The sequence below is a fragment of the Streptosporangium longisporum genome, assembly GCF_039534895.1.
In the GTDB taxonomy this organism is placed as follows: Bacteria; Actinomycetota; Actinomycetes; order Streptosporangiales; family Streptosporangiaceae; genus Streptosporangium; species Streptosporangium longisporum.
Genome location: NZ_BAAAWD010000019.1, coordinates 644,361 through 662,770, shown reverse-complemented (window position 1 = coordinate 662,770; position 18,410 = coordinate 644,361). Strand labels below are relative to the sequence as shown.

Here is an 18,410-nt window from a genome sequence, read left to right as displayed (position 1 = left end):
CAGCAAATGTCCTAAATACGTGTTTCGGTCGTCAGTTCATCACGCTGTCATCCCGGTCGTAGTCACCGGCGATCCGCTCGGCCTCCTCGTCGGTCAGCCGGTCGATCTCCGCGGCCAGCGCCTCCTCCACCACCAGGGCGAGACGGCGGACCGTGCGCGTGTCGAACAGGGCGTTGAGCGGCAGGTCCACGCCCACCGCCGAGCAGATCCTGGCGATCACCTTGGTGCCGAGCAGCGAGTGACCGCCCACCTCGAAGAAGTCGTCGTCGACGCCGAAGCCGTTCCTGCCCAGCACCTCGCACCAGATCTCGTGCACCAGCTCCTCGCTCGCCGTGCCCGGGGCGGCGGGCGGCGCCGTCGCGTCCGGCGCGGCGGCGGCCGGGGAGGGCAGCGCGGAGCGGTCGAGCTTCCCGTTGGGCAGCCGGGGCACCGGCCCCAGCGGCACGAAGAGGCTCGGCACCATCGTGGCGGGCAGCCGCGACGACAGGAACGCCCGCAGCCGCCCGGCGGGCACCCCCGCGCCGACCCCGTCCCCGTCGGCCGCGCCGTCCCCGTCGGCGGCACCGTCCGTGCCGGTGCCGGGGTCCATGTCCACGTACGCCACCAGCGCCCGGCCGCCGGGGGCGTCGTCGCGGACCGCGGCGACCACCCGGCGCACCCCCGGGCAGGCCGCCAGCGCCGCCTCCACCTCGCCCAGCTCGATCCGCACCCCCCGCACCTTCACCTGCTCGTCGGCGCGTCCCAGGAACTCCAGGGTGCCGTCGGCCGACCGCCGCACCAGGTCGCCGGTCCGGTACAGCCGCCCCCCGGGCGTGCCGGAGAAGGGGTCGGGGACGAAGCGCTCCGCGGTCAGCCCCGGCCGTCCCCGGTAGCCGCGGGTCACCCCGTCGCCCCCCAGGAACAGCTCCCCGGCCACCCCGACCGGCACCGGCTCCATGTGCCCGTCCAGCACGTACGCCGTGGTGCCCGCGACCGGCACGCCGATCGACATCGACTCCGCGTCCCGCGGCACCCGGTGCGCCAGCGACCAGATCGTCGTCTCGGTGGGCCCGTAGAGGTTCCACAGCTCACCGGCGACCCGGTGGATCCGGGTGGCGAGCGCCACCGGGAGCGGTTCCCCGCCGCTGAACACCCGTGGCAGCCCGGCCGGCAGCCGTTCGGTGATCTCCTCCAGCACCGACGGCGGCGCCTGCACCGTCGTCACCCCCGCCCGCGCCACCAGCTCGCCCAGGGCCCCGTTGCCGTACGGGGGGGCGAGCACCACCGCGCCCCCCGCGGTCAGCGGCCCGAAGATCTCCAGCGCCGCGATGTCGAACGAGAGCGAGGTCAGCAGCAGCATCCGCTCCCGCTCGGTGAAACCGAACCCGGTGACCAGGTTCACCACCCCCCGGTGCGGCACCACCACGCCCTTGGGCCGTCCCGTCGACCCCGACGTGTAGATCACGTACGCGGGCGCGTCCGGGGAGAGCGGCTCCGGCTCCAGGACGGGCCCGCCGTTCATGGGCAGCGCGTCCAGCAGGATCGCCGGGGGGTGCTCCGGAGGCAGCCGCTCCACCATCGTCGAGCGGGTCAGCAGCAGCGGGGTGCCCGAGTCGGAGAGCATGAACGCCAGCCGGTCCGCCGGGTAGTCCGGGTCCAGCGGCACGTACGCGCCGCCCGCCTTGAGCACCGCGAGCAGCGCCACGATCAGCTCCACGCCGCGCGGCAGGCAGACCGCGACCGGGGTCTCGGCCCGCACGCCGCGCTCGCGCAGCCTCCGGGCCAGCGTGCCCGCACGCCGCTCCAGCTCCCCGTAGGTCAGCTCGCCCTCACCCCAGACGACCGCCGTCGCGTCCGGCGCCCGCCCGGCCCGCTCGGCGATCAGCTCGTGCAGGCAGCGCTCGGGGTAGGAGGCCGCGGGGCCGTGCCAGGACGACAGCACCCGCTCCCGCTCCGCGCCGTCCATCAGCGGCAGCCGGGACAGCGGCAGCTCCGGGTCGGCCACGGCCGCGCCGAGCAGCGTCAGGAACCCCGACACCAGGCGGCGGACGGTCGCCTCGTCGTACAGGTCGGTGCTGTACTCGACCCAGCCCTCCAGGGAGCCCTCGGGGTTGTGCAGCTCCATCGTCAGGTCGGTCTGGGAGGTGCCGTTGCCGAACCGGCCGCGCCCGTCCACCGCGACCTGGTTGAACCCCGCCTGGAACAGCGGCGTCCTGCCGGCGTCGCGCGGCGGGTCCACGGCCTCCACCAGCTTGGCGAACGGCACGTTCTGGTGGTCGAACGCCTCCAGCACGGTCGTGCGGACCCGGTCCAGCGCCTCGGCGAACGACGGGTCGCCCCCCAGGTCGGTCCGGAGCGGCAGCGTGTTGACGAACATGCCGATCAGGCCGTCCAGCTCGGGCAGCTCGCGCCCGGCGACCGGGGAGCCCACCACGACGTCCGTCCGCCCGCTCCAGCGCGCCAGCAGCGCCGAGAACGCCGTCAGCAGCACCATGAACGGGGTCGTGCTCCGTGCCCTGGCCAGCGCGCCCACCCGCTCCGACAGCTCCTCGGGCACCGTGAAGTCCAGCACGTCGCCCAGGTGGCTCAGCCGCGCCGGGCGCGGCCGGTCACCCGGCAGCTCCAGCGGGACGCTGCCGCGCAGCCGCTCCTTCCAGTAGGCCAGGTCGGCGTCGAGCTCGCCGCCGCCCAGCCGGTCGCGCTGCCAGGCCGCGTAGTCGGCGTACTGGATCGGCAGCTCGGGCAGCACGGGCTCGCGGCCCTCGCGCAGCGCGAGGTAGGTCTCGCCCAGCTCCCGCGAGAACACGCCGGACGACCACGCGTCGAAGACCGCGTGATGCATGATCCCCACCAGCCGCCACTCGCCGCCGCCCAGCGTCACCAGCCGTGCCCGCCACAGCGGCGCGGTCTCCAGCCGGAAGGGCCGCCGCGCGTCCTCGGCCGCGATCCGCTCGAACTCCGCCCTGGCCGCCTCGGGCGCCAGGTGCGACAGGTCGGTCCGCTCCAGCGTGACGGGCACCCGGTCCGCGATCGTCTGCACGACCTGCTCGTCGCGCAGCTCGAACGCGGTCCGCAGCGACTCGTGCCGGCCGGCCAGCCTCGCCAGCGTCCGCTCCAGCAGCTCCGGATCCACCGGCCGCAGGGCGGCCAGCTCCGAGGACCAGGCGATGTTGTAGACCGCCAGGTCCGGCATGAGCTCGTGCAGGAACCAGATCCGCTCCTGGGCGAACGAGGCGGGGAAGACGTCTGTCACACTCTCTCCTTCAGGCATTCGCGAAGCTGTTCGGTGATCGCGGGCAGGGCGGCCGTCTCGCCCAGGGTGGCCAGCCAGTGCCACTGCTCCAGGGCGTGGCAGAGCAGGTAGAAGGCCAGGCGCTCGGCCTGGTCGTCCGGCAGGTCGCCGTAGCCCTCCAGCAGGTGCCGCCGCCGCTCCGCGTCGCCCCTGACCGCGAAGTACTCGGTGCGCGCCAGGTCCATCAGCGGGTCGCCGCCCAGCGCGTTCTCCATGTCGATCACACCGGTCATCCGCAGCGCGCCGTCCCGCGTCTCGACCATCACGTTGCGCTCGTGGAAGTCGTTGTGGCACAGCACCGGGACGGTGCAGCGCGCCAGCAGGTGGCGGTCGCGCTCGATCCGGCCGGTCAGCTCCGCGTGCAGCGCGGGGTCGCCGCCGAAGTCGACGAACTGCGCCAGCAGCGTCTCCAGCCGCGCGCCCAGGTAGGCGTCGTTGGAGGGCTCCTGGGGCCCCTCCATCGGCCCGAAGCCCTCCACGCGCACCCCGTGGATCGCCCGCAGCGTCCGCCCCATCTCCCGGTACAGCGGCGCGATCTCCTCGGCCGACAGCCCGGCGGAGACCTCCGACAGCGGCCGTCCCGCCACCTTCGTCATCACCGAGTACGGGTGCGGCAGCTCGCGCCGCGAATCGTCCCAGTGCACCACCTCGGGGCACCGGGCGCCGCTGCCGCGCAGCAGCTCGTAGACGCGCACCTCCTTGTGCAGCCGGGCCGCCAGCACGTTCGGGTAGATCTTCACGATCAGGTCCCGGTCGGCGCACCCGACCTCGTACACCGCGCTGATCTCACCGCCGGTCCGCAGCGTCACCCGGCGCACCTCCACGTCCGGGAACGGCACGCGCAGCAGCGCCCGCGCCCGCTCGGGCGGCAGCGGCATGGTGATCGCCTTGGCGAACGCCGGCGCGGTCCACGACACGCTCACCCGGTTGCCCGCCCGCTCGCGCAGGATCTGCGCGCCCACCAGGTCGTCGGGCTGGGCGTCGGGCATCTCGTCGTCGAACGTGGACAGCACCCGGGTGCGCATCGAGATCAGCACGTGCACCGCGATGCCCACGCCCAGCAGGATGTACATCAGCGCGACCCCGCGGCCGGGACCGACCCCGATCACCGAGCCCACCGTAGCCGCCAGCGCCCCCTCGGGCATCAGCAGCGGGTTGAGCAGCCGCTCGCCCATCGGCGCCACCACCGCCATGCCGATCGGCAGCGTCGACCACGACACCATCTGGTTGAGCGACTGCACCCGGCCGTGGAAGCGCTGCGGCACCTTGGTGTGGATGATCGTCAGGAAGGTCCCGTTGACGATCGACAGGCAGCCCCACAGGCCGAACGCGCCGATCCCCACCACCAGGGGGGACGGGTGCAACCCGGTGATCACCGCGAACACCGACAGCGCCAGCGTCGCCAGCAGCACCCCGCGCATCCGCCGCCGCCGCGGCCCGCCCCACAGCGCGATCACCAGGCCGCCCAGCGCCCCGCCCAGACCGCCGACGAAGGAGATCTGACCGGCGACCGTCAGCGTGGAGAACGACAGCACCAGCGGCGTGATCGACAGCAGCAGCGCGGCGAGCATCACGTTGAGCGTCGCGAAGTAGATCATCGCCGCCCGCAGGTGGCGGTTGCCGATCGACATCCGCAGGCCCTGCGCGATCTCCTTGGAGAGCGGCTCCCTGGGGGAGTGCGCCATCGTGTCCGGGAAGCGGATCAGCAGCAGGGCGCCCAGCACCAGCGCGAAGCTCGCCACGTCGATCACGAGGATGCCGCCCAGGCCGATCGAGGAGAGCAGCGCCACCGCCAGCAGCGGCGCCGCGAACTGCGCGGTGCCGATCACCATCTGGACCACCCCGGCCGCGTGCCCCATGTACTCCTTGGGGACCAGCTGGGGGAGCGCCGTGGTGAAGCCCAGCCGCTGGAAGATCAGGGCGATCGACAGGCACGCCGTCAGCGGGTAGATGTGCCAGATCTCCAGCGCGCCCGTCCAGAACAGCGCGCCCAGGACCAGCTGGGTGCCCCCGGCCATGCAGTTGCCGAGGATCATCATGGCGCGCCGGCTCGACCGGTCCACCACGGCTCCGGCCAGTGGCGCGATCAGCACGCCCGGCATGATGGACAGGGCCACGAACAGGGCGAAGTCCACCAGCGAGCCGGTGGTCAGGTAGATCCACACCGGGATCGCGAAGTCGGTGATCGCGGTGCCCACCATCGACACGAGCTGGAACGCCGCCACGATCAGGAACCGCCGCAGGCTGGGCGGAGGCGCCTTCCCGGCCGTGGCTGCGGGAGCCGTGCGCGCGGGAGTCGTGCGCGCGGGGGCGCTCCTCGCCGTCCGCGCGGGTGCCGTCGTCGTCACCGGCGACGGTCTCACGGGTACGGCCGTGCCGGTCGCCGGCATCGGTGGCGGGGGCGCCGGATCGGCGCGTCCGGGTTCCGTCTCCGGGGAGGGTTCCGCCTGCGGGGTCTCCGTCTCCGGGGAGCGGACCGAGACCTCCTCGACCCACCAGCCCGCCCCCGGCCCCCGGGACGCCCGGTCCAGGGTGTGCGCGGCCTCGTACCCGATGGCGATGTGCGTGTTGGTGAGGATCTCCGACAGCTCAGCCGCCCGATATTTCAGGAAATAGTGGCCTGCTTCATCCAGGATCACCAGCGCCGCGGTGTCGCTCAGGAAGTGCCACTCGCGGTAGCGCTCCATGTAGTAGTCGGTCGTCGGGTCCTGCTCGCCCACCACCGAGACCACCGGCGCCCGCAGCCGCTCCACCTGCTCCGCCAGCGCCTTGGTGAAGATCTCCTCCGCGATCAGCGTGTCCCGCCGCTGGTTGCGCACCATGAACCGGATCTGCTCGTCGTCCAGCCCGGAGATGTCGGTCCCCATGGACTTCATCCGGTTCTCGTACACCCGGTCGCCGCGCAGCCGGTCGTAGCGGGTCAGCCGCGCCAGCGGCCCCGCGATCCGTCCCCGGGGCCGGGCGAACGGGAAGATCGCCCCGATGTACACCGCCTCCAGCGCGCGTCCCCGCGCCTCCAGCCGGCGCGCCACCTCCACCACCAGCGCCCCGCCGATGCCGCAGTGCCCGTACAGCGCCAGCGGGCCCTCCACCTGCGACAGGATCTCCTCCACGCACAGGTCCGCGACCTCCTCGAACGGCCGCGTCTCCTCGTCAGGCAGCCCCGGGTCGTGCCCGGGGAAGGCCAGCGCGTGCAGCGCGCACCCGTCCGGCAGCGCGTCGGCCAGCGGCTGGAAGATCAGCGGGCTGCCGCCGCCGTAGGGCACGCACACGTACGTCATCAGGCGCGGCCCCGGCGCGGTCAGCTCGTACAGCAGGCTCCGCGGCCCCGACGGGCCCGCGGGCCGCTCCACCAGCGCGGCCAGCTCGCGCACCGTCGGGTGCTTGAACAGGTCCATCACCCCGACCGCCCGGCCCCCGGTCACCGGCAGCGCCTTGCGCATCCGCGCCACCGCCTGGATCGCGACCAGCGAGTGACCCCCCAGCTCGAAGAAGTCACCGTCGGCGCCGACCGACTCCACCCCCAGCAGCTCCCGCCAGATGTCGGCGATCGCCCGCTCCACCGGCGTCCGCGGCTCGGCCCCGGCCCCGGCCGGCTCGGCGGGACGGCCCGGCGCGGGCAGCGCGCCGCGGTCCAGCTTGCCGTTCGGGCTCAGCGGCAGCGCGTCCAGCACCACGAACGCCGAGGGCACCATGTGCTCGGGCAGCGTCAGCTTCAGCGCCCGCCGCAGCTCCGCCCCGTCCGTCGCAGCGCCCGCCCCGCTCGCCGCACCGTTCGCCGTCCCGTTCCCTGTTCCGTTCCCCGCCTCCGCCGCGCCGCCCTCCGGGACCACGTACGCCACCAGCCGCCGGTCGCCCGGCGCGCCGTCCTCGCGCACCGTGACCACCGCCTCGCGCACCCCGGGCAGCTCGCGCAGCGCCGCCTCGATCTCGCCCGGCTCGATCCGCTGTCCGCGGATCTTCACCTGGTGGTCGATCCGCCCCAGGAACTCGACGGCACCGTCACGGCGGAACCGCGCCAGGTCGCCGGTCCGGTACAGCCGTGCCCCGGCCTCGCCGAACGGGTCGGGCACGAACCGCTCCGCCGTCAGGCCGGGCCGGGCGTGGTAGCCCATCGCCACCTGCACCCCGCCGATGTGCAGCTCCCCGGGCACCCCGAACGGCACCGGGCGCAGGTGCCCGTCCAGCACGTACAGGGAGGTGTTCTGCACCGGATGCCCGATCGGGATCCTGTCCTCGCCCGGGCGGCACCGCCACAGGCTCACGTCGATCGCCGCCTCCGTCGGCCCGTACAGGTTGTACAGTTCCGCTCCCGGTAATCGGTCGAAGAACCGCGCGGCCACGTGCGGGGCCAGCTCCTCACCGCTGCACACCACCCGCCGCAGCGACGACCCGCACGCCTCGACGCCCTCCTCCTCCAGGAACGCCGCCAGCATCGAGGGCACGAAGTGCGTCGTCGTCACCCCCCGGTGCACGATCAGGTCACGCAGGTACGCCGCGTCCCGGTGCCCGCCGGGACGGGCCAGCACCAGCCGCGCGCCGGTCACCAGCGGCCAGAAGAACTCCCACACCGACACGTCGAACCCCGCCGGGGTCTTCTGCAGCACCACGTCGTCACCGGTCAGCCGGTAGACCTCCTGCATCCAGCCCAGCCGGTTACGGATGCCCGCGTGCGTGTTCGGCACCCCCTTGGGCCGGCCCGTCGACCCCGAGGTGTAGATCATGTACGCCGCGTCCGACGGCGTCGCCGAGGGCTCCACCGGCGTGCCGGGCCCGTCCAGCGGATCGTCCAGCACCACCGTCACCACCCGGCCGGCCCCCACGCCGGTACCCGCGCCGTCCGTGCCGTTCTCCGGGCCCGTGCCGTCCCGCAGTCCGGGGAGCGTCTCCAGCACCGCCCGCTGCGCCAGCAGCACCGGCACGTCCGCGTCGGCCAGCATGAACGCCAGCCGCTCCGGCGGGTAGTCCGGGTCCAGCGGCACGTACGCCCCGCCCGCCTTGACCACGCCCAGCAGCGCCACCACCAGCTCGACCGACCGCTCGGCGCACACCGCCACCAGCGAGCCGCGCCGCACCCCCAGCTCCCGCAGCCGGTGCGCCAGCCGGTTGGCCCGCGTCTCCAGCTCCGCGTACGTCAGGCGCTCGCCCTCGAACTCCACCGCCACCGCCCCGGGCGTCCGCGCCACCTGCGCCTCGAACATCCCGCCCAGCGTCGCCCCGTCCCGGTACGGCTCACCCGGGCCTGCCGCGCACGCCAGCACCCGCTCGCGCTCGCCGGCCGACAGCAGCTCCAGCTCCGAGATCCGTGCCCCGGGGGTGGCCACCGCCGCCTCCAGCAGCGTCACCAGCTGCGTGACCATCCCCTCCACCGTGGCCGCGTCGAACAGGTCGCGGTTGTAGACGAACAGCCCGCCCATCCCGCCCGGCTGCTCGGTCAGGAACAGCTCCAGGTCGAAACGCGTCGCCCTGGCCTCGAACTCGAACGGCTCCACCTCCAGGCCCGGCCAGCGCGTCCCCTTCCTGCTCCCGTAGCTCTGCAGCGCGAAGACCGTCTGGAACACCGGCGAGCGGCTCACGTCCCGCTCCACGCCCAGCTCCCCGACCAGCTGCTCGAACGGCAGTTCCTGGTGCTCGTACGCCTCCACGGTGGTCCGCCTGACCCGCGCCAGCAGCTGTGCGAACGTCGGGTCCCCCGACAGGTCGGCCCGCATGGCCAGCACGTTCACGAACATGCCGATCACGCTCTCCAGCTCCTTGCGGGGCCGCCCGCCCACCGGGGAGCCGACCGCGAAGTCCTCCTGGCGCGCGTAGCGGCCCAGCAGCACCTGGTAGGCCGCGAGCAGCACCATGTACAGCGTCGCGTCGGACTCCCGTGCCAGCCGCGTCAGCCGTTCCGTCAGCCCGGCGCTCAGCGAGAACCCCTTCGAGGCGCCCGCGAACGTCTGCTCGCCGCGCCGCCGCCCGTCCAGCGGAAGCTCCAGCGGCGCCACCCCGGTCAGCCGCGACCGCCAGTACGACAGGCTCGCCTCCGAGGCCGGCCGCTCCCGCTGCCAGAGCGCGTAGTCGCCGTACTGCAGGGCGGGCCCGTCCGGTTCCGTCCCCGCGTAGCAGGCTCCCAGCTCCTCGGCCAGGATGTCGGCGGACCAGCCGTCACCGCAGATGTGGTGCAGGGCCACCAGCAGCACGTGCTCCTCGGCGCCGTCCGTATCCCCGGCGTCCCCGGCGTCCACCGCACCGTCCGTGTCCCCGGCGTCCTTGATGTCCGCCGCGCCGTCTGTGCTCCCGGCGTTCCCGGGGCCGTCCTCGCCCACCCGTACCAGCAGCACCCGCAGCAGCGGCCCCCGCGCCAGGTCGAACGGCGTCGCCGCCGCGTCGCTCACCAGGCGCAGCGCCGTCGTCACGTCGGCCGCCCGGGCCCGCTCCAGCGGGATCTCCACCCGCTCCTGGACCACCGCCGACGGGCGCCCGTCCTCGTCGGAGGGGAAGAGGGTCCGCAGGCTCTCGTGCCGGGCGACCACCTTCGCGACCGCCCGCTCCAGCGCCGCGACGTCCAGCCGGCCCCTCAGCCGCAGCGTCATCGGGATCGTGTACGCGGCGGTGCCCGGAGCGAACCGGTCCATGAACCACAGCCGCTCCTGCCCGAACGAGAGCGGCGCCTCCCGGCCCGGCTCCCGGCGGGGAATCGTGAACGCCGGATCGGGCGCGCGGCGGCGCAACCGTTTCTCCAGTAGTGCTCGCTTGGCCTCGGAAAGCTGGGCGGTGCTCGGGGACGGGCCAGGCGAGGACGTCACACGGATCTCACTTTCCGCAGGAAACGGGCATGCTCCGCGGATGGGGCGCCGGATCGCTACACGAACGCTTCCCTTTCCGTGGAATCAATGACATTCATGCATATCCGTCGAACCGAGTCGAGATCAACCGTAATCAAGATTAAAGACAGGGTTTGTTCACCGCGCGTTCCCGGGACGTTCCGTACCTCCCGCCCGTCTCATGCGTGTCCCCTATGTGCGCAGACCGGATCCCTCGTACTCCCATGTCCGTAATGCCACCGGCCGTCCCTTCTCCTCGGTGGGCACCGGCGGGGCGTCCGTCAGGCGGTACCCGGCCGCGCGGGCCACCGCCACGCTCGCGGTGTTGCCGTCCTCGATCTCCAGCAGCAGCCGCGCCACCCCGACCGTCTCGCGGGCGAACTCCGTCATCAGCCGGACCGCCGCCGACGCCAGCCCGCGCCCGCGCCAGGCGGCCCCCAGGCTGTAGCCGATCTCGGCCACGTCCAGGCCCAGCCCGCTCAGCATCAGCAGCACCTCACCGGCGGGCTCGCCCCCGTCGACGGTGATCGCCAGCTGAACGCGTTCCCCGGCCGCCCGGCGCTGCCGGGACCGCTCCAGGTAGGTCCGTGCCGCCTGCGGGCCGAACGGCGAGGCCAGCGGCGTCCAGTAGGCCACCTCGGGATCGTCGAACAGCCTCACCATCGCGTCGAGGTCGTCGTCGTCCCACTCGCGCAGCACCACCCCGTGCCCGCTCAGCCTCACCCGCCCGGGAAGACGCGACCGGCTCCGGTACGGGTCCTGCCCGCCCTCCGGCACGGTGCGTCCGTCCCGCTCCTCCCGGCCGTCCTCCACGACCTCCACGCAGCCACCTCCCGTTACGGCACCTTCCGGGGACCCCCGGCCCTCCTGGCAACCTACTCGCCGGTGGGCCGTCGCCGTCGTCGCCGCCCGCGCGGGAGGCGGTGCCGTTCGTCTCCGGGAACGAGAAAACCGCCCGGCTGGGAAGCCGGGCGGTCGACATGTGCCCCGGGTGGGACTCGAACCCACACTGTACGGGTTTTGAATCCGCTCCCTCATGCCAATTGGGGTACCGGGGCAGGAATTCGAACGTGTCCGAATTTATCCAAAACGCTTGCCGTGCAGCCTAGCCGATGACGATCCCTTGACCGGTACCGGCGTGGTCCCAATCTAGCGGACGTCGGTACTCTCTTGCTCGTGAGTACGCAGCGGCGAGTGGTGATCGCGGAAGACGAGGCTCTGATCCGCCTCGACCTCAAGGAGATGCTGGAGGAGGAGGGGTATGCGGTCGTCGCGGAGGCCGGTGACGGGGAGTCGGCGGTCACGCTGGCGCTGGAGCACCGGCCGGATCTGGTGATCCTGGATGTGAAGATGCCCATCCTGGACGGGATCTCCGCGGCCGAGCGGATCGTGTCGCAGCGGGTCGCCCCCTGCCTGATCCTCACCGCCTTCTCGCAGCGCGACCTGGTCGAGCGGGCCAGGGACGCCGGCGCGATGGCGTACCTGGTGAAGCCGTTCACCAAGTCCGACCTGGTGCCGGCGATCGAGATGGCGGTCAGCAGGCACCAGGAGATGGCCGCGCTGGAGCGCGAGGTGGGGACCCTCTCCGAGCGGCTGGAGACGCGCAAGCTGGTCGAGCGGGCCAAGGGCCTGCTGATGGAGCGGCACGGCTGGAGCGAGCCGCAGGCCTTCCGGTGGATCCAGAAGGCCTCGATGGACCGGCGGCTGAGCATGAAGCAGGTGGCGCAGATCGTGGTGGCGGACGCGGCCACGACCGCCGCGCCCGCGGCGGGGGAGACGGGCCAGGACGCGGCGCCCGGATCCGGCGCGGCGGGGGCCGGACCGGCCCCGGCGGGAGGGTCCGGCACGGCGGCCGGACCGGGGAGCGCGGCACCCGGGCCGGGCACGGCCGTGCCGGGTGGCGCGGGGCCCGGCGCGGCGTCCCCGGACGCCTGATCGATCTTTTCGGTCTTTCCGGCCCTTTTCGGTTGGGGCGGGCGATGATGGCCGTGACGTGCCCGGAGAGGCCCCCGGGGGACGCGCGTGACGCGGCACCAGGGGTGTGACATGGGGTTCCCGGTGCTCAAGGTGATCTCCAGGTGGCCGTAAGGTTGCCAGTGACCACGGCTTTTGCATCTGATAGCCGAAAAGGATCGGTGCTGTAACGAAGCGGTAACGGCGGGCCGTACTGTATCGACCCGTGACATCCGCTGGTTGTACTAACCGACACAACCCCTGGCCACCCGCCAGGGAGGGCATCTGTGAACCCGGGCCCGACGAAGGGCCGGGCGAAAGGAAGGCAACCTTGCGGCCTAAGACTGCACGCCTCGGTGGAGTGCTTGCCGCCAGTGTGGCGCTCACCCTCGGTCTCGCTGCCTGCGGCGGGAGTGACACTGGTGCGGGGACCACGCCGGCCGAGGGCGGCTCCAGTGCTGCCGCCCCTGGTACCGTCAAGATCGGCTTCATGGGTGACCTGACCGGCGCCAACGCCGGAATCGTCATTCCCCCGCGGAACGGCGCGAAGCTCGCCATTGACGAGTACAACAAGACCAACCCGGCCACGAAGATCGAGCTGGTCGAGTACGACAGCCAGGGAGACCCCTCCAAGGCCGTCGCCCTGGCCCAGCAGGCCATCAAGACCGACAAGATCGTCGCGATGGTCGGCCCTGCCTTCTCCGGTGAGTCCGCCCAGGTGGCGCCGGTGCTGGAAGAGGCGAAGCTGCCGAGCATCTCGCCCTCGGCCACCAACGCCGCTCTGTCGACGAACGGCTGGAAGTTCTGGCACCGGGTGCTGCCGAGCGACAGCATCCAGGGCCCCGGCATCGGCGAGTTCATCGCCGCCGGCGTCGCCGCGAAGAACGTCTTCGTCATCGACGACAAGTCCGAGTACGGCAAGCCCCTGGCCGACGCGGTCCGCAAGACCCTCGGCGACAAGGGCGTGAAGGTCACCAACGACTCGCTCGACCCGGCCGAGAGCGACTTCTCCTCGGTCGTCAACAAGGTCGCGGCGGCCAAGCCCGACGCGGTCTTCTTCGGCGGCTACTACGCCGCGGGCGGCAACCTGCTCAAGCAGCTGCGCGACAAGGGCGTCAAGGACACCAGGTTCCTCTCCGGCGACGGCTCGCTGGACAAGGGCCTGATCGACGGCGCCGGCGCCGCGAACGCCGAGGGTGCCCTGGTCGGCTGCCCGTGCTACATCGCCACCCCCGACGTGACCGACGAGAAGGTCAAGTCCTTCGCCGACGCCTACAAGGCCGCCTACAGCGCCGACCCGGCGATCTACGCGGCCGAGGGCTACGACGCGGGCACGGTCTACGTCAACGCGGTCAAGTCCGGCGCGGTCACCCCCGAGAAGATCAACGAGTTCATCGCCACGGTGGACTTCAGCGGGGTGTCCAAGCAGGTCAAGTTCGAGGCCAACGGTGAGGTCTCGGCCAAGGACATCTACATCTACCAGGTCAAGGACGGCGTCATCGGCCTTCTGGGCAAGTCCGCCGAGGCCAAGGTGGGGTAGTCCGACGCGCTAAGAAGAGTAGGTAGTCGACGCGCCGGGAGCGGGAACGCCGCGTGCGTTCCCGCTCCCGTCGTACTTTCGGCAGGATCCACGAGGTTCTGCAGGAGGTGTCGTCCTACCCGGACAGTGCAGGCGACCCCCGCTAGAAGTGGTAACCCTAGTGCTCAATGACTTCATCAATCAGTTCTGGCCGGCGACGATCGACGGCCTGGCCTTCGGCTCGATCTATGCCCTGATCGCGCTCGGCTACACCATGGTGTACGGCGTGCTCAGGTTGATCAACTTCGCGCACTCCGAAGTTTTCATGATCGGCACCTTCGGCGCGATGCTCGTGCCGTTCGTGTTCGGCATCAACTCGCCACTGACCGGCATCGCGCTGGTCGGCCTGATCGTGGCGATGATCGTGGCCGGCATGCTCGCCTCGGCGGGCACCGCGGTCGCCCTGGAGCGCATCGCCTACCGGCCGCTGCGCCAGCGCGGCGCGTCCCGGCTGGCGGCGCTGATCTCCGCGATCGGTGCCTCGATCTTCCTCCAGGAGCTCTTCGCGCTCCTGGTGATCCCCACCGTGTTCAACCGTCCCGAGCAGGGCCGGATCCAGATGGGCCTGCCCCGCATCATGGAGCGGAGCGAGCTCTTCTCGGTCTTCGGCTATCCGGTCCGGGTCGACCAGGTGTTCGTCATCGTGGCCGCGATCGCCATGATGATCGTCCTGGACGCCCTGGTGAACCGGACGAAGATCGGCCGAGGCATCCGCGCCACCGCGCAGAACCCCGAGGCCGCCGTCCTGATGGGCGTGGACATCAACAGGATCGTCCGGATGACCTTCCTCATCGGCGGTGGCATGGCCGGTGTGGCGGGCGCGCTCTACCTGATCTCGTACGAGAACACGAACTACTACATCGGATTCCTCTTCGGTATCAAGGCGTTCACCGCGGCGGTCCTGGGTGGCATCGGTAACCTGCGGGGAGCCCTGGTCGGTGGAATCACCCTCGGGCTGGTGGAGAACTACGGGGCCATCTTCTTCGGTTCCGACTGGAAGCATGTGATCTCCTTCAGCATCCTCGTCTTGGTCCTGATGTTCCGCCCCACCGGAATCCTCGGTGAATCACTCCAGCAGGCGCGCGCATGAACCAGAAGAAACTCCCGACGGGCCTCCGCAGCGGTCTCGGCACCTTCGGTGACACCATGCACGAACGCTGGCTGAAGACGCCCGGCTGGCAACGTTGGATCCTGTACGTGGCTCTGATCATCGGGGCGCTGCTGCTGCCCTCGGAGAGCCTCGCACCCGTCATGTCGCCCTACACCGACTGGGCGAGCATCCTGTTCTTCCCGATCGGGACGTACGTGGTCCTGGCGATCGGCCTGAACGTGGTGGTCGGCCAGGCGGGCCTGCTCGACCTGGGCTTCGTCGCGTTCTACGCGGTCGGCGGCTACGCCATGGCGCTGCTGGGCACCCGGCTGGGATGGAACTTCTGGGTCATCCTGCTGGTCGGCATCGGCATCTGTGCCCTGTCGGGCATCACGCTGGGTGCCCCGACGCTGCGGCTGCGCGGTGACTACCTGGCCATCGTCACGCTGGGCTTCGGTGAGATCATCCGCATCACGGCCCGCAACACCGACGAGATCGGCGGCCCGAACGGCGTCCGCGGCATCCCGCACCCGCCGAGCGTCGAGGACTTCCAGCTGTTTGGGATCAACTTCTCCGAGGTGTTCGGGGTCGATCCCTTCAAGTACGGGGTGCTGGACCCTCGGCCCTACTACTACCTGCTGGTCGCATTGGCCGTCATCGTGATCATCCTGGTGAAGCGCTGGGAGAAGAGCCGCGTCGGGCGTGCCTGGGCGGCGATCCGGGAGGACGAGGACGCGGCCGAGGTCATGGGCGTGCCGACGTTCCGCTTCAAGATGCTCGCCTTCGCCATCGGCGCCTCCATCGGCGGCGCGATGGGCGTGCTCTGGGCGGCCAAGGCGATCTCGATCAACCCGAACGACTTCCAGTTCCTGCTCTCGGCGACGATCCTGGCCGCGGTGGTCATGGGCGGCGCCGGCAACCTGCCCGGCGTCATGCTGGGCGCGTTCGTGGTGGCCTGGCTGCCCGAGCGCTTCCGGGGTCTGCAGGAGTACCGCATGCTGATCTTCGGTGCGGTGCTGATGGCGTTGATGATCTTCCGTCCGGAGGGCCTGCTCCCGTCGCGCCAGCGCAAGGCGGAGCTGCAGGAGGGAACGGGCGGGATGGGTACGCTCGGAGCCGAGGTTCCCGGGCCCGAGTCGCACGGTGAGGAGGTGGCTTCCAAATGAGCGCCGACGTCAACCCCGGCGGTACGACCGCAGAGCCGACCGGGACGGAATCGTCCCCGTCGCCGGTGCGTCCCGGCCGCGACATGCTGGAGCTGAAGAGCCTCGTCATGCGGTTCGGCGGTGTCACGGCGCTGCGCGACGTGAACCTGACCATCAAGGAGGGCGAGATCTTCGCCCTGATCGGCCCGAACGGCGCGGGCAAGACCACGGTCTTCAACGTGGTGACCGGCGTCTACCAGCCGACCGAGGGCGAGGTCCGCTTCCTGGGGGAGCGGATCAGCGGCGTCAAGCGCTTCAAGATCACCAAGCGCGGCATCGCCCGGACGTTCCAGAACATCCGGCTGTTCCACAACATGACGGCGATCGAGAACGTCATGGTGGGCGCGGACGCGCACCACAGGTCCGGCATGGTCAGCGTGGCGCTGGGGCTTCCCTGGCACCGCAAGGCCGAGCGGGACGGGCGCAGGCTGGCGATGGAGCTGCTCGACTTCGTGGGCATCTCGCACCGCGCGGACGACCACGCCAAGAACCTGCCCTACGGTGACCAGCGCCGTCTGGAGATCGCCAGGGCACTGGCGACGAACCCGAAGCTGCTGCTGCTGGACGAGCCCGCCGCCGGTATGAACCCGGCGGAGAAGGTGGCCCTGCAGCAGCTGATCCGGGACATCCGCGACGCCGGACGGACGATTCTGATCATCGAGCACGACATGAGCCTCATCATGGGCATCAGCGACCGCATCGCGGTGCTGGACTTCGGCCAGAAGATCGCCGATGGCCTGCCGGACGAGGTGCGGACCGACCCCCGGGTCGTCGAGGCGTATTTGGGAGCTCCCGCCGATGCTTCTTGAGGTCAAGGACATCCGTGTCCACTACGGCAAGATCGAGGCGCTCAAGGGCATCTCGGTCGAGGTGAACCAGGGCGAGATCGTCACGCTCATCGGGGCGAACGGGGCCGGCAAGACCACGACCCTGAAGACGATCTCGGGCCTGCGCGGCCTCTCCTCGGGGAGTGTCATCTTCGACGGCCAGGACATCAGCAAGATGCCCGGTCACAAGCGGGTCATCGCGGGTCTGGGGCAGGCGCCCGAGGGCCGGGGCGTGTTCCCCGGCATGACGGTGTACGACAACCTGCTCATGGGCGCCTACACGCGCTCGGGTGACCTGTCGGCGGACCTGGACGAGGTGTTCGAGCTCTTCCCCCGCCTGGCGGAGCGCAGGACGCAGATGGGCGGCACGATGTCCGGAGGCGAGCAGCAGATGCTCGCCATCGGCCGCGCGCTGATGGCCAAGCCCAAGGTGCTGCTGCTGGACGAGCCGTCGATGGGCCTGGCCCCGCTGATGGTCCAGCAGATCTTCTCGATCATCGAGGAGATCAACCGCCGCGGCACCACGGTGCTGCTGGTGGAGCAGAACGCCCAGCAGGCGCTGAAGCTGGCCCACCGCGCCTACGTCCTGGAGACCGGGACGGTGGTCAAGAGCGCGGACGCCGACCAGCTGCTCAACGACCCCGCGGTGCAGGCCGCCTACCTGGGCGGCAGCGTGTCGGCCGCCCCTGCCGGGGAGACGGTCACGCCCACGGCGGCTCCCACCGGCGGGACGGGTGCCACACCGGCCCCCGCCCCGGCTCCCGCGCCCGCCCCGGGTGAGCGGGACGTCCCGGGGGAGCGGAGCTGATCCGCGCCTCGGTGCCTTCGGCGCCCTCGGTGTGACGGGGGCGGGCCCGCCGTCCGGCGGCCCGCCCTCCCGGGCCCATCCCACAGCGGGTCCGGTTCCGGACGGGTGCGGGGACCGGACCCGTCCGGGACGGGGGCTCAGGGCAACGGCACCTGTGCCCCGTCGGTGCCGCCGGTCACGCCCAGCGGCGGGTCGCCGAACAGCCGGATCGCCGAGACCTTCGCCTCCTCGGGGATGTCGTACCAGAGATCCATCTCCACCCTGACCTGGGCACCGAGCGAGAGCGTGTCGGGCTGGCGCTTGATGGCCTGCGCGAACTTGTTCGGCGCGTGGGAGGTGCCGTCGGCGGCGACGAGTTTCTGCCGCTTGGCGTCGAAGTGCGCGGTGGTGCGGGCGAGGTTCTCCACCACGACCCGCACGACCACGTACTGGCCCTTGGCCCGCCACTCGGCGTGGCTGCCGAAGAAGCCGTCGAGGCCCTTCTGCAGCCCGATCACCTGGAACCGGGTCTCGCCGTCGGTCACCGGGGCGGCCCTGACCGGGATCTCACCGGGCCGTACCGGCCGGGGCGGGAGCTCGTAGGTCGGGGTGGGGGAGGGGACGGCCCGGGGGGCCGCGGTCTTCCCCGGATCCGTCCCGGTGCAGCCGGCCGTCACGGCGGCGGCGAGAACCGCACCGGTCAACACGATTAGGGGGTTGCGCACACCGGGCAACGTAACGGAGATGACTCCCGAAGTTCAACGGCTCGCCCGTGTGGCATCGACGATCCGGCAGATGCCCCGCCGCCGGGATGTCGCGGGGGCAGGGTATTGACTCCGGGGGTTCCGACTGCAGTTGTTGTCCGAATTGTGTCGTAGTGGTGATCTGC

The 18,410-nt window shown here is 71.5% G+C and carries 9 protein-coding genes, 1 tRNA gene and 1 pseudogene; 6 read left to right on the top strand and 5 right to left on the bottom strand.

Annotated features, from left to right (window positions below; genetic code table 11):
- Nucleotides 1-31: 31 nt before the first annotated feature.
- The 4 genes from ABD832_RS34760 to ABD832_RS34745 all read right to left on the bottom strand — a co-directional run bounded on the left by ABD832_RS34760 (nt 32) and on the right by ABD832_RS34745 (nt 11,138).
- A complete protein-coding gene (locus ABD832_RS34760) occupies nt 32-3,232 on the bottom strand; it encodes a non-ribosomal peptide synthetase (protein WP_344904285.1) in 3,201 nt (1,066 codons plus the stop codon).
- A complete protein-coding gene (locus ABD832_RS34755; protein ID WP_344904283.1) occupies nt 3,229-10,062 on the bottom strand; it encodes an amino acid adenylation domain-containing protein in 6,834 nt (2,277 codons plus the stop codon). The genes ABD832_RS34760 and ABD832_RS34755 overlap by 4 nt, the downstream gene beginning before the upstream one ends.
- Nucleotides 10,063-10,272: 210 nt before the next feature.
- Nucleotides 10,273-10,902, bottom strand: a complete 630-nt coding sequence (locus tag ABD832_RS34750) for a GNAT family N-acetyltransferase (RefSeq protein ID WP_344904281.1) — start codon at nt 10,900-10,902, stop codon at nt 10,273-10,275.
- 161 nt (nt 10,903-11,063) lie between these two features.
- Nucleotides 11,064-11,138 (bottom strand) — tRNA-Leu (locus tag ABD832_RS34745).
- A gap of 136 nt (nt 11,139-11,274) precedes the next feature.
- On the opposite strand from ABD832_RS34745, the pseudogene ABD832_RS34740 reads away from it, so the two are divergent.
- From ABD832_RS34740 to ABD832_RS34715, 6 genes and pseudogenes are all read left to right on the top strand, one after another.
- Nucleotides 11,275-11,817: pseudogene (locus ABD832_RS34740) on the top strand (ANTAR domain-containing response regulator); the annotation flags it as partial.
- A gap of 577 nt (nt 11,818-12,394) precedes the next feature.
- Entirely contained in the window at nt 12,395-13,573 is a 1,179-nt protein-coding gene (locus ABD832_RS34735) for a branched-chain amino acid ABC transporter substrate-binding protein (protein ID WP_344904279.1), read from the top strand.
- Between the two features lie 160 nt (nt 13,574-13,733).
- Nucleotides 13,734-14,702 (top strand): branched-chain amino acid ABC transporter permease, encoded by a 969-nt coding sequence (locus ABD832_RS34730; protein WP_344904277.1) that lies wholly within the window; start codon nt 13,734-13,736, stop codon nt 14,700-14,702.
- Entirely contained in the window at nt 14,699-15,868 is a 1,170-nt protein-coding gene (locus ABD832_RS34725; RefSeq protein WP_344904275.1) for a branched-chain amino acid ABC transporter permease, read from the top strand. Before ABD832_RS34730 ends, ABD832_RS34725 begins: the two co-directional genes overlap by 4 nt.
- Nucleotides 15,865-16,716, top strand: coding sequence for an ABC transporter ATP-binding protein (locus ABD832_RS34720; protein ID WP_413224875.1), 852 nt, complete (start codon nt 15,865-15,867; stop codon nt 16,714-16,716). The genes ABD832_RS34725 and ABD832_RS34720 overlap by 4 nt, the downstream gene beginning before the upstream one ends.
- Complete coding sequence (locus tag ABD832_RS34715) at nt 16,706-17,542, top strand: ABC transporter ATP-binding protein (RefSeq protein ID WP_344904273.1); 837 nt, start codon at nt 16,706-16,708, stop codon at nt 17,540-17,542. Before ABD832_RS34720 ends, ABD832_RS34715 begins: the two co-directional genes overlap by 11 nt.
- 137 nt (nt 17,543-17,679) lie before the next feature.
- Here the strand turns inward: ABD832_RS34715 and ABD832_RS34710 are convergent, their stop codons facing one another.
- Nucleotides 17,680-18,246 carry a DUF4352 domain-containing protein gene (locus tag ABD832_RS34710; protein ID WP_344904271.1) on the bottom strand — a complete coding sequence of 189 codons (567 nt, stop codon included), beginning with the start codon at nt 18,244-18,246 and terminating at the stop codon, nt 17,680-17,682.
- Between the last annotated feature and the right edge of the window lie 164 nt (nt 18,247-18,410).